Origin of the sequence: Shimazuella soli, assembly GCF_022511585.1 — a bacterium.
GTDB lineage: Bacteria > Bacillota > Bacilli > Thermoactinomycetales > Thermoactinomycetaceae > Shimazuella > Shimazuella soli.
In genome coordinates this window covers 322,084-334,183 of record NZ_JAKWBN010000002.1, presented here as the reverse complement: position 1 = coordinate 334,183, position 12,100 = coordinate 322,084, and the positions used below count along the sequence as shown (strand labels likewise).

16 protein-coding genes are annotated in these 12,100 nt (G+C 37.5%); 7 read left to right on the top strand and 9 right to left on the bottom strand.

All coding sequences use genetic code 11. The features are described from left to right. The first annotated feature begins 16 nt into the window (after positions 1-16). The 5 genes from MK805_RS06665 to MK805_RS06645 all read left to right on the top strand — a co-directional run bounded on the left by MK805_RS06665 (position 17) and on the right by MK805_RS06645 (position 3,444). Entirely contained in the window at positions 17-1,189 is a 1,173-nt protein-coding gene (locus tag MK805_RS06665) for a Ger(x)C family spore germination protein (protein WP_240874810.1), read from the top strand. Between the two features lie 39 nt (positions 1,190-1,228). Beyond that, entirely contained in the window at positions 1,229-2,404 is a 1,176-nt protein-coding gene (locus MK805_RS06660) for a Ger(x)C family spore germination protein (protein ID WP_240874809.1), read from the top strand. 147 nt (positions 2,405-2,551) lie between these two features. Further along, positions 2,552-2,770 carry a hypothetical protein gene (locus MK805_RS06655; protein ID WP_240874808.1) on the top strand — a complete coding sequence of 73 codons (219 nt, stop codon included), beginning with the start codon at positions 2,552-2,554 and terminating at the stop codon, positions 2,768-2,770. A 4-nt stretch (positions 2,771-2,774) separates the two neighbouring features. After that, positions 2,775-3,158, top strand: coding sequence for a hypothetical protein (locus MK805_RS06650; protein ID WP_240874807.1), 384 nt, complete (start codon positions 2,775-2,777; stop codon positions 3,156-3,158). Between the two features lie 7 nt (positions 3,159-3,165). Continuing rightward, positions 3,166-3,444 carry a hypothetical protein gene (locus MK805_RS06645; protein WP_240874806.1) on the top strand — a complete coding sequence of 93 codons (279 nt, stop codon included), beginning with the start codon at positions 3,166-3,168 and terminating at the stop codon, positions 3,442-3,444. Here MK805_RS06645 and MK805_RS06640 read toward each other — a convergent pair. The 4 genes from MK805_RS06640 to MK805_RS06625 form a co-directional block, all read right to left on the bottom strand. Next, positions 3,437-3,664, bottom strand: coding sequence for a hypothetical protein (locus MK805_RS06640; protein ID WP_240874805.1), 228 nt, complete (start codon positions 3,662-3,664; stop codon positions 3,437-3,439). The genes MK805_RS06645 and MK805_RS06640 overlap by 8 nt on opposite strands. 32 nt (positions 3,665-3,696) lie before the next feature. Next, positions 3,697-3,939, bottom strand: coding sequence for a hypothetical protein (locus tag MK805_RS06635; protein ID WP_240874804.1), 243 nt, complete (start codon positions 3,937-3,939; stop codon positions 3,697-3,699). 27 nt (positions 3,940-3,966) lie between these two features. Further along, positions 3,967-4,416 (bottom strand): Hsp20/alpha crystallin family protein, encoded by a 450-nt coding sequence (locus MK805_RS06630; RefSeq protein WP_240874803.1) that lies wholly within the window; start codon positions 4,414-4,416, stop codon positions 3,967-3,969. A 98-nt stretch (positions 4,417-4,514) separates the two neighbouring features. Beyond that, complete coding sequence (locus MK805_RS06625) at positions 4,515-4,754, bottom strand: hypothetical protein (RefSeq protein WP_240874802.1); 240 nt, start codon at positions 4,752-4,754, stop codon at positions 4,515-4,517. 191 nt (positions 4,755-4,945) lie between these two features. Here MK805_RS06625 and MK805_RS06620 point away from each other — a divergent pair, with 191 nt between their 5' ends. Beyond that, on the top strand, positions 4,946-5,539 hold the full coding sequence (locus MK805_RS06620; RefSeq protein ID WP_240874801.1) for a hypothetical protein: 594 nt from the start codon (positions 4,946-4,948) through the stop codon (positions 5,537-5,539). A 108-nt stretch (positions 5,540-5,647) separates the two neighbouring features. Then, positions 5,648-7,507 carry a prenyltransferase/squalene oxidase repeat-containing protein gene (locus MK805_RS06615; RefSeq protein ID WP_240874800.1) on the top strand — a complete coding sequence of 620 codons (1,860 nt, stop codon included), beginning with the start codon at positions 5,648-5,650 and terminating at the stop codon, positions 7,505-7,507. Between the two features lie 498 nt (positions 7,508-8,005). Here MK805_RS06615 and MK805_RS06610 read toward each other — a convergent pair whose 3' ends face one another. The 5 genes from MK805_RS06610 to racE form a co-directional block, all read right to left on the bottom strand. Continuing rightward, a complete protein-coding gene (locus MK805_RS06610) occupies positions 8,006-8,509 on the bottom strand; it encodes a metallophosphoesterase (protein ID WP_240874799.1) in 504 nt (167 codons plus the stop codon). Positions 8,510-8,537: 28 nt separating this feature from the next. Next, positions 8,538-9,164 carry an XTP/dITP diphosphatase gene (locus tag MK805_RS06605; protein WP_240874798.1) on the bottom strand — a complete coding sequence of 209 codons (627 nt, stop codon included), beginning with the start codon at positions 9,162-9,164 and terminating at the stop codon, positions 8,538-8,540. After that, positions 9,157-9,903, bottom strand: coding sequence for a ribonuclease PH (rph, locus tag MK805_RS06600; protein WP_240874797.1), 747 nt, complete (start codon positions 9,901-9,903; stop codon positions 9,157-9,159). Before rph ends, MK805_RS06605 begins: the two co-directional genes overlap by 8 nt. Positions 9,904-10,073: 170 nt before the next feature. Beyond that, positions 10,074-11,102, bottom strand: coding sequence for a GerMN domain-containing protein (locus MK805_RS06595; protein ID WP_240874796.1), 1,029 nt, complete (start codon positions 11,100-11,102; stop codon positions 10,074-10,076). 122 nt (positions 11,103-11,224) lie between these two features. Beyond that, positions 11,225-12,034, bottom strand: coding sequence for a glutamate racemase (racE, locus tag MK805_RS06590; RefSeq protein WP_240874795.1), 810 nt, complete (start codon positions 12,032-12,034; stop codon positions 11,225-11,227). Positions 12,035-12,100 lie beyond the last annotated feature (66 nt).

The following is a 12,100-nucleotide window of genomic DNA, read 5'->3' as shown; positions in this document are numbered from 1 at the left end:
GAAAGGAGAGAAACGCATGTACCGATTTCGTTATTTGATTCTCATTATCTGTTTTTGTTTATTTTTAACTGGTTGCTGGGACAGTCATGATATAGAGCAATTAAATATTCACGTCGGCACGGCACTTGATAAAGCCTCTTCTTCTACTTCCAATGGAAAACAACAATCAAAAAATGCAATCAAATTGACGACCCAATCTATTTTTAATACTCAACCTACTACCGAATCAGATCAAGCAAACCAAGAACCACAAAAATATATAAATATATCTGGTGTTGGAAATTCGATAATTGAAATCGTACAATCCTTTTCCCAAGAAAATGAACATCCCTCTTATGGGCAACATTTAAAAGTTATCGTGATCGGCGAAGCATTGGCGAAGACCATGAATATCGGAGAAATCCTTGATCAACATTCCCGAACCTACGAAATAAGAGACAGTTGCATTTTACTGGTCGCCGAAGGTTCAGCAGCCGATACATTAAATATCCATACAGATATTCCCTCCTTCACCCTTATTGACATAGATCAGCATCAATACAAAACGGCTAAATTGCTGCCGCCACTTACAATCGGAAAAGCAGTCAGCAAGATGGCAGCTCATAAAGACTTTATTATTCAAGGCGTTCAAACTAAAAAAGGGAAAATCAACTTTAACAGAGCAGCTCTTATAAAAGGGGGGACAAATCGGCTTGTTGGATTTTTAAACGAAGAAGAAATTGAAGGGCTTAACTGGTTGATGGGTAAGGCAAAAGGAGGAATCATAAAGGGAAGAGACCCAAAAACGGGTGGACTGATTATGTATGAAATAGTATCAGTTAAAAATAAAATTACCCCCTACTTAAATGGGGACCATATTTCCTTTGATGTAAACATTGAATCTGTCGGCCGTTTAAATGAAGATTGGGTGTTAGCAGGTAATGCTTTTAGCAATAAATTTATCAAACGAGCAGAAATTGCTACCGAAAAAGAAGTACGCAGACAAATACACCAGACTTTAACCAAATTACAAAAATATCAAATCGATGTGGCTGGTTTTAATGAGCAATTTCGTATTCATTATCCAAAAGAATGGAAACGCATGAAAAAAGATTGGGATAAACGTTTTAGCCATGTTCCGATTACTTATCATATTCACACTACGATACGTGACTATATGGTAAAAGGAAGAAAAGAAATCTCAAAATAGCAGATACCGCATTCGCACAGCTTCAAGGAGGTGAAGCAAATGTACCGATTACGTAAAATTGCTCTCGCTTTTTGCATTCTCCTATTTTCAACCGGGTGCTGGGATAGTAAAGACATTGAACAAGTCAATTTTATCGTTGGATCGGCATTTGATAAAGCTCCTCCTACGACTTCTGATGAAAAAAACCGTCAGAAAAAACGTGTTCAATTAACAATACAAACAATCTCCCATCAACCAGGCAGCTCGCAATCCGGCCAAGGAAATAACCAGCAAAAACAATACCAAAATGTATCTGGTACAGGTGATTCCAGATTAGAAATTATACGTCAATTCGCATTAAAGACAGAGAATGCAGGAGTCGGAGCACATTTAAAAGTATCGGTTATAAGTGAAAGTTTGTTAAGGGACATGAATTTAGAACTATTACTCAGTTTCCATGCCCGTACTTATGAAGTCAGAGATAGTTGCATTATGCTGATAGCACAAGGTTCTGCAGCTGACACATTAAAAATAGCAGCTGATATTCCTTCTTTTGAGCTAATTGGCATCAGTGATAACCAGTATAAAACAAATAGATTACTCCCACCTGTTACCCATGGAAAATTACAAAACCTTTTAGAAGCAAATACTAGTTTTGCTGTTCAAAGCGTACGCACTCAAAACAAAGAGATTAAATTTAATGGTGGAGCACTAATTAAAGGAGACACTAAAAAGTTAATTGGAATTCTAAGTGAAGAAGAGGTTGAAGGTTTAAACTGGATTACAGGTAAAATTAAAGGTGGATTTGTAAAAGGAAAAGATCCAAAAACACATGGGCTTATCCTGTATGAGATATCATCCGTAAAAAGCAAAATTATTCCCCATGTAAAAGGTGGTCATGTTTCATTTGATGTAAACATTGATACTATAGGTCGATTGAATGAAGATTGGGTTCTTGCAGGTAATGCTTTTTCCAATAAATTTATCAAACGAGCCGAAATCGCTGCCACAGAAGAAATAAAACGACAAATAAAACAAACACTGACCAAACTACAAAAAACATATCAAATTGATGCAGCTGGGTTTGGCGAACAACTGCGTATTCATTATCCAAAAGAATGGAACCACATGAAGAAAAATTGGGATAAACGCTTTAGCAAAGCTCCTATTCATTATCATGTGAATGTTACCATACGTGATTACATGGTAAAAGGGAGAAAAGAGATCTCTAAATAATTCTCCTTATAACAGGCTCAGAAACAAAGCGGAAGTATCCATCCAAAGAAGTATTCAATTGAACCTTTGGAATAAGCCAGACATTTATTTCATAGGTATATATTATAAAAGTAACGGGTAAAAGTTCTCATCGACAGGAGGGCTAATTTGAATAATATATCATTACAAAAATTAGAAGTGGGAGAAATAGCTAATTCTTCTGGTGTTTTCTCTGGTGAAAATACCATGCACTATTGGAAACATCAATCCAAACGGAACGAAGGATTTGGAACTATATTAGGGGATGGTAATCAATTATCACATTCCATCACTATTTTAGAAGATCCGGATACCTTTGACTTCTTAAATACGAAAAAAAAGGAATAATGAAATGTTATTCTCATGGTGGAGAGGTAAAAAAGACGTTCAGGAAGATCTAAAAAAACTGACGGAACAACTCAAAAGATTGGAAAGCACACTCGAGATCAGTTTAAAAAATAACCAAACACCACCCATTCATATTGAACATCTTACGATTGATAATCCTAAACTGGAGAATTTAGTTTTTCGAATGGATTCACTTGATGTAGAGGAAATCAGTGGATCTTTAAATTTAGGCAATAATTTCGGAGTAAAAGAAGTTAGCAATAAGAGCCATCGTGCAATAAAAACAAAAAAAAGCGCTACTTCTCCAGACAAAAAAGCAAATTTCCATAAATTCACCAAAACTGCTTCCGGTTTCCGATTAAATATGGACAGAAAAAATGAGTGGTGACAACCAAATGACAAATATAACGAACAACTTTATTATCGGAAATATTCGTGTAGGAAGTGTAGAGGGAGCTTCTTGTATCAATTTGGGAAACAACACACCCAATCATTTTGAGAGCCATAAAAAACACAACCAAGGATTTGGAACAGTTGGTGGAGACAACAATAAGTTTGAAGGAACCCGCTCCATGCTACATGACCCCGATACGTTAGATTCACCAAATTTAGCAGGGGCAATACCTGAATGGGTGGAAAATTTAGTAAATAAACAGCGAAGCGGACTCAGCTGATATATGTATCAATCAAATCATTATCAAAACCTATATTACTATTTTTGCAAACGAAATTATAATTTCCACCTATCCGAAAAAATGTACTTGATTTGTATTTAGAAGACCATCCCGATGCTGTTGTTTCTCCCACAAAAATCCCCGAAGTATTATCCATAACATTTACAGCAATTCCATGTATGTTTACTGTTATTTGGTTCATCGATTTTTGTTTCGACATGATCTTCTTCCTTTTCATCAGACTTCCTTTTTTTAGCCTAATAAAACTCCCTGTCTACTTGCTGGGCTATTCCATGGAGTGTCTAATCCATCATTATCAAACTGTACAGTAGAATTGCCAGCCACTAAGTTGCAGTTACCATTTATCAAGGCAATTCCTGGCATTTTCTTCTGATTGGCACTCCAACCGGAAGCCGTTGTATTCCCTAAAAAAATGGATGATTGTGTATTTGCATTTGTTACATTTACAAATCCTACGTTATTTAGAACAGGCACGAGCTATCATCCTCCAATGAAACATGGTCAAAGATATTTGATCATAATTTCTCGAAAGTTCTTTTTTTCGTTTTTAGGAACTCTTATCTCCATGATCCCATTCTTGACATATCCTTGACACCCTGTAAAGCTTCCATTCATCGGTAAGGTGATCTTTTCCATGTCCTTTCCAAGTCCGGATATCATCAATATATTTGTATCTAAAAATACACTAACATCTCTGGGGTTGATGTTTTCAGGAATAGGTAATTTTACAATCATATAATCATGTGTCTCAAAAACTTCCCGTTTGGAAGATGTACTGTTAAATTGCCCCATAGATGTATTAGCTTTAAACATATCATTCATTGATTTACTAATAAAATCCTCAACTTTAGAAAAATCCATTTCAAATGTAGTATTCGGACTTGATGCTGATTGCTGGAATGATTTTATAAATTCATCCCAATTGAATGACCCAAAATTTTTCTCCTGCATCTCATCCAACTCCCCATAGATATTTGTCTATGCTACTGTATTCTTTGACAAGTCATTTGGTTCATCTAATCGAATGTTTAGAATCACCAGTTTCCCTCTTATCCAAGTCCAAAGCCCCTTCTTACTACAGGAATGCTCCAAGGTGTATCTACTCCATCTATATCAGTCTGAAGATTAAAGTTTGCAGATACCAAATTACCATTTCCTCTGAGCATTGCAGTTCCCGGCATTTCTTTTTGATTGACGGTCCATCCAGATGCAGTTGAATCTCCGAGAAATACAGAAGACAAATAATTGCTATTGCGAACATTGACCATTCCAATTGTATTATGTACCATCGCCTTTTCCACGTCTCCTTAAAAACCGCCAAATAATCAAGCCTATACTGGATGTTTGACTATACATATATTCAAAAGAACAAAGTAATGTTCATTCCACTTCTTAATTAAAAATATAAAAAGGCGAATAATTGCGAATTTGCCTATATATAATGAAATGTTATTACCATTCACTATCTAGGGGGATTTGAATGACAAGAAAGTTTTTGGTTGTATTAATTCCTATGATTGTATTTGCTTTTATCCTTTCTCTAAGCTTTGGCATGATCACTACTCAAGCTATGGCTAATCCTGTTTCAAATGCAAATAAAACCTTGAAAGTAGACACTGTTGATGGAAAAACATATTCACCCCAATCACACAAAAAAATTGCAGCAATCATCCTATTCCGCAATGCTGTAAATGGACACCATGTTTTCGGTTTTTCAACAGTTGAAAAATATAGAGCCTTTCAAAAACAATACCTTAAGCCGCAAAACGCAGCTGGAACTAACTATTTTTATGAAAATGCCTCCTTTGACAGCAGAGGACTTGGATCTTACATTACCCTCTCGGTTGGAAGCAGTTACTACTATGTGGGAAATAGTTGGAATGATCGCATTTCCTCCACACATATATATCCTTCTTCTTATGTAACGTTTTATCAAGATTGGCACTACCAAGGCTATTATTTAACATTAGCCAATAATGGCGGGGATTATTGGTTCCAAAATTTAACGGATTATAATATGCCTAATGGAACAAATTGGAATGACCAAGTATCCTCTATTACATCTGGCAGATAATTACCATTACCCCAATAGCACATTATGCTATGGGGTAATTTTTTCTCTAGGAAGAATCTCACCCTGTTCATCACGAATACTTCTTATATAAAATGAAAGGATTATGTTATGGAACAGATTGAATTTATGATCAATCATTTGATGCATGAATTGATACAAAAACAACAAGCCGATGGAAAATGGGCTTTTTGCTTTGAAAGTGGCATTATGACAGATGCATACATGATCTTACTCATGAAAGTATTAGATAAAAAAGATGATACATTGGAACAATTATTAGTCGATCGAATATTGGCCTTACAAACTCCAAATGGAACATGGACATCCTTTCCTGATGAAAAAGCAGGCAACCCTTCTGCGACTGTTGAAGCTTGCTTGGCTCTTTTATATAGCAGTAAATTTCATAATCCTTATCTACTGGAAAAAGCGAGAAAATATTTATCAAAAAATGACCACTTTGATCAAGCAAATCCCTTAACTCGAACAATCTTAGCTATTTTTGGTCATTACCCTTGGAATCATCTTTCTAAATTACCAATAGAATTTTTCCTGCTTCCTAAATGGGGACCAGTCCATTTTTTTGATTTTGTCGGATATGCACGTACTCATTTAGCACCAATCATGATCATTCATGATCGACAATGGATGATCCATTTACCTAACTATGATCAAGTAAATGAATGGATGCCGCAAACCAAATCACACAAAAGATTTTCCCAACTACTGGAAGAAAAGATTACTCCATTCCTTCCCCGCGATATATTAAGAGAAAATATTCATCATTATGCAACAGAGTATGGAGAAAAATTTTTATTGGATCGAATTGAACCCGATGGTACATTGTACAACTATATGACTACTACTTTTTTGCTTATCTTTGCTCTGCTTGCTCTCGGATACCCAAAAAATCATCCTATTATCGAAAAGGCATATAACGGATTAGTAAACCATTATGTATATCCATTAAACTTCGGAGCACATATACAAGAAGCAAATGCAAATGTCTGGGATACGGGATTGGTCCTTCATGCACTAATCGAAGCTGGAATTGACCTTGAGCATTCGACGATAAAAAAGGGCCGAAACTACCTTTTATCAAGGCAATATACTCGCCTAGGGGATTGGGCTATACATAATCGAGGAGTAGAACCGGGAGGTTGGGGATTTTCTGATTGTAACACGATAAACCCAGATGTAGATGATACAACCATTGCACTACGTGTTCTCACATACACTTATCGAAATGAATCCAACAAAAAAGCTTGGAAACGCGGTGTCACATGGCTTCTGACTATGCAAAATAAGGATGGTGGATGGCCTGCATTTGAAAAAGACACCGGAAAAGCTTGGCAATCCTTTTTACCTGATCTAGGCAGTAAGATCTGGGGAGATCCTTCTATGGCTGATCTCACAGGCAGAACGTTGGAACTTTTAGGGAATTATACTACATATGCAAATCAATCGATTACAATCAATACAGCACGTAAATGGCTGGAAAAAAACCAGAAGAAAGATGGCTCATGGTTTGGCAGGTGGGGAGTTGCCTATATTTATGGGACTTGGGCTGCATTGACGGGATTAGCCGCTATTCAAACACCAAAAGAAGATTTAACTGTCCAAAAAGGATTGAAATGGCTTTTATCTATACAACATTCGGATGGCGGGTGGGGTGAATCTTGTTACAGTGATCAACAGATGAAATATGTGAAGTTGCCTTTCTCCACTCCTGTTCAAACAGCTTGGGCATTAGATGCTCTGATTGCTTTTCATGATAAGCCGACAAAAGAAATCCGTGCGGGTGTCGATTGTTTACTGAAACTAGCGGAAGAGAAAGGAAATGCTTGGGAGTATCCCGTGGGCAGTGGTTTAGCAGGTCAATTCTATGTGTATTACCACAGTTATCCTTATGTTTGGCCATTGATTACCTTGAGTCGCTATTATAGAAAATACAGAATCGATCATACATAATTGTACATGCAAAAACCCAACACATTGAAGTGTTGGGTTTCCATTTGGCGTCCCCAGAGGGATTCGAACCCCCGACCCACAGCTTAGCATACCACTATGACTTTCGTCACCAATCCATGTTTGTGGTCTGGACTATATCTTCACCATTTCAGGTGTGACACGTGTAGTCTCTACGGAACCTCACGATAATCAGCTGCAAATTTAACATTTAACAGTTGATTATTCTTTGGAGCTTTTACCCTCAAGTACTTTACTTGAACCTTCAAAACTCCTTAATCTCTTACTATATCACAGAGATCGTAAGTTTCCTCGGTATTGCCATCAGCATTATCTGTTAAGGTTTCACCGATATAGTGTCATCCACTCTACAAGTTTCTGTTTCCTTATAGAGGCTCCTAATTGAAGGCTGTTGCTCTATCCAGCTGAGCTACGGAGACATAACATGGACTATATTAAAGCATATTATCTTATTTGTCAACAAAAAAATGACGGTTCGCACTATAAGTCGAACGAACCGCCTAGATTTGGAACTTTGTTTCCATTTGGTTGAAAATAACTCACTTGAACATGTCGATCATCATCCAAGTTAACAATCGCATAGGTAGGCACGGTATAGCCCCGCGGGCTGGTAATACTGCCTGGGTTGATAAATAATGTGTTTCCTTCCTGCTCACATAAGGGAAAATGAGAGTGACCAAAACATATGATGTCTGCTCTTCTTTCCTGCGCAAGTAACGAAAGGGGTAGAAGACTAGATTTAACTTGGTGGCGATGACCATGTGTGACAAAGAAATGATAACCTGCCAGAGTCACTGCTTCTTCATTGGCAACTTCCTCAAAATCACAGTTCCCTCTCACTACCGTCATAGGAACGGAAGGCAATTGTTTCTTCTCAGTACAAAAATCACCACAGTGAATCACGTAATCTGCTTGAACTCGATCCACAATATGTGCGAGCAACGTTGCTTTTCCATGTGAATCACTTGTTACAAGTACCTTCATCTATTCCACACCTTTCTCACGCACTGACTTAAGTCGAAAATACGTATGTTTTTTGGAGCCATTCTACCAGCTTTTCAGTAGCTTTAGCTCGATGGCTTATCATATATTTCCGTTCGTTTAATAATTGTGCCATCGTTTTCTTCTCTTCTGGTAAATAAAAAATAGGATCATAGCCAAAACCATTTTCTCCTTGAGGAGTTGTAATGATGTTTCCATGACATTCCCCACGAAATAACTGTGTGGAGTGATTGGGTATAGCTACTGCCATTACACATACATAAAAAGCATGAGGTCTATTTATACCCCTTTTTTGGAGTTCACTTAAAAGTTTTTGATTATTTGCTTCATCTGTAGCATTTTCCCCTGCGTATCTAGCGGAATAAACACCAGGTTCTCCACCTAGATCTGGAACAACAACACCTGAATCATCTGATATAACTGGACCATCCAGCCATTTGGAAATAATCTCTGCTTTCTTAGCGGCATTCCCTTCAAAAGTAGGCTGATCTTCTACGATCTCCGGAACATCTTGTAGATCATTTAATCCTTTCACCTTTAATCCTAATGGCGCAAATAGATCCACAAATTGTTTTTGTTTATGTTTATTGGCAGTAGCAATAATGATGGATAAAAAAGGCCATTTTTGTTTATCCATTTTTTCCTCCAATAAATTCTGCATAATCGCCTAAAAGCTGTTTTTGGATAACTGTCAGCTCACCTGTGCCCTTTTTGGCTAACGTAAGCATCTCTTGCAGTTGTTCTGGGCTAAATGGATTTTCTTCTCCTGTACCTTGGATCTCCACATATCTACCTTTTCCAGTCATAATAACGTTCATATCTACTACAGCTGTAGAATCTTCCTCATAACAGAGATCCAAACAAATTTTATCTCCTACTACTCCAACGCTCGTCGCAGCAAGAAAATCTTTTACTGGGAAACGTTTAAAAACCTGTTTTTGATAGAGGGGAATCAAAGCATCTACCATCGCAACAAAAGCTCCAGTAATAGATGTAGTTCTCGTACCGCCATCAGCTTGTATTACGTCACAATCAATCCAAATGGTTCTTTCCCCTAAAGCCTTAAGATCAACAACGGAACGTAGAGCTCTACCAATGAGCCTTTGGATTTCCATCGTTCTACCAGTTACCTTCCCCTTGCTTGATTCACGGATCGTTCTTACCCCAGTTGCTCTAGGCAACATGGAATATTCAGCAGTAATCCATCCCTTGCCAGAATTGCGAAGAAAAGGAGGAACTTTTTCCTCAATGGTTGCTGTACAAATAACTCGTGTGTCTCCTATTGAAATAAGGACGGAGCCCTCAGCTGGTTTTATATAATCTCGAACAATCTCCACTCTGCGTAATTGATCATAGTTTCTTCCGTCCGTTCGCAAGGTCTTTCCCCCCAATTTCTAGATAACTCAGTATACCATATCAAACTTCAAAAATTAGAATTGACCTACCAATTATACATTTGAAGTGATATCAAAAAAAGTAGAGGCTTTATTTGCAAACCTCTACTTCTTAGTCTGTACCTCTTTTCTTTGACTACTCGCTCACAATGCTATAATCCACTCGGATTAACTTGTTTCGGTCTGGAAACGGGTAAATCTACATTATTTCCTTGATTATTTATTACCCCGATTGTCGTTTTACCATCGACAACAATTTTTACTTTGCTCACATTTATATTTTGTGTCAAAGATAGGACAATGGATTCAAGAGCACTTTTAGAAGCTGCTGTTTGATCATTATACTGTAAAATATCTTTCCCAAAATTGGCTGTAATCTGTTTCCCTTCAATTTTTACACCTTTGATGGTTGTTGCTGTATCTAGTGGGCCTATTAAATGACTGTTTTCCATTGGCCCTTTTACTAATTCCTTTACAACTGTCTCTCCAATATTACTAGAGCGATTAACTAGTCGAGTAACAGGAACATAGCTGATCGAATCATCGTCTGATTGGCTTAAAAAATAAAGTGTTACTGGCATACTTGCACTTATATCTACTCCATTAGCCACTTCTACGTTTATTCCATCTGCACGGGTCAAACCTTGAGCCACTGTTTTGCCTTTTGGCATCAATGCTAATTTTTTACCTTCTATCTGCAAATTAACAGATTTGATGTTGCTAAAACCAGTAAGCGTCCAAGTGATAGCATTCAAAATTTTCGTTTCATCTTCTTGCTTATAGTTTTTAAATTCTTTTGAGAAGTTTGCTGTTGCTACACCTTTTTTAATCTTTACACTAAGTACTCTTGTTCCTTTTGGTAGAACACTCTTCGTTCCCTTAGGAAGCAGTGTAGCTGTTTGACTACCTTCTATTAAACTCTCTAGAGATCTTTTTGCAAGGGATTTTCCCGATAACTTCACAGAATATGGCATGACATAACCATCTTGGTTCAGGGTATACAATTCGGTCAAATGACCCTGTGTCTCTTTCTTTGGTTCTGCTTTTGCATGGACAACTTGAGCTTCACTTTGTGGTGGATCAATCGGTTTGGAAGCTTTTACATTTGGGTCGAAAAAACAACCAGTTAGTGCGACTGGAAAAAGTAACATACATACCATAGCTTTTGCTTTGTTTCGCATAATTGTCCTCCCATTGGACTGTTTATTTACCTCATGTATACGAGCCTTCAGAGAAAATTAGGACAACTTTTTTCCATAAAAAAACCATGTTGTTCACACAACATGGCCCATCACAACTATTTTCAATCCGCTTTTGCAGCATAACTCAGGGATACTTGCTCTGGTTCAATGTCTAAACCAAGCCAAGCCCCGGCTAAACTTGCAAATTTGCTCGTATCACCAGTGGTAAAGAAGCGGTGTTTCTGATGTCTTGTAGCAAGCATGCTACCATATTGCAAAATCGTACTCAGTTCTGACGCTGTTTCCTCAGCAGAACTGATCAACTTCACCTTATCTCCTATCACTTTTTGAATCGAAGAAGCAAGCAGTGGATAATGGGTACATCCTAAAATTAAAGTATCCATCCTTAATCCGCGAAGCAGAGTCAATGCTTTCGCAACAATTTCATCTGCCTCCGATGAATGATGTAATCCACTCTCTACTAAGGGCACTAGTGTGGGACATGCCAACGAATGAGTAGTAATATCTGGATGAATACGTCTAAGTGTACGCTCGTATGCACCGCTATCAATTGTGCGAACGGTTCCAATAATCCCTACTTCGCCATTGGTAGTGCTTTTTATCGCAGCTCTGGCACCAGGTTCAATAACACCTAAAACGGGAATCGATACATGCTTTCGAACATCATTTAAAGCTGCGGCTGTAGCAGTATTACAAGCGATAACAATTGCTTTTAAGGGGAATTTTAATAAAAAATCAATAACTTCTAAAGTAAACTGCTTTACTTCATCCTTACTGCGTTCTCCGTATGGACAGCGTAAGGTATCTCCAAAATAATAAATTGTCTCGTGTGGAAGCTGTCTCATTATTTCTTTTACAACCGTTATTCCGCCTACTCCTGAATCAAAAACACCAATTGCGTGGTTATTCATGTATGTTTTTAGCTCCCTCCGGTTTACCACCTATACATGAGGATATTACTAATGTACAAAAAAGCA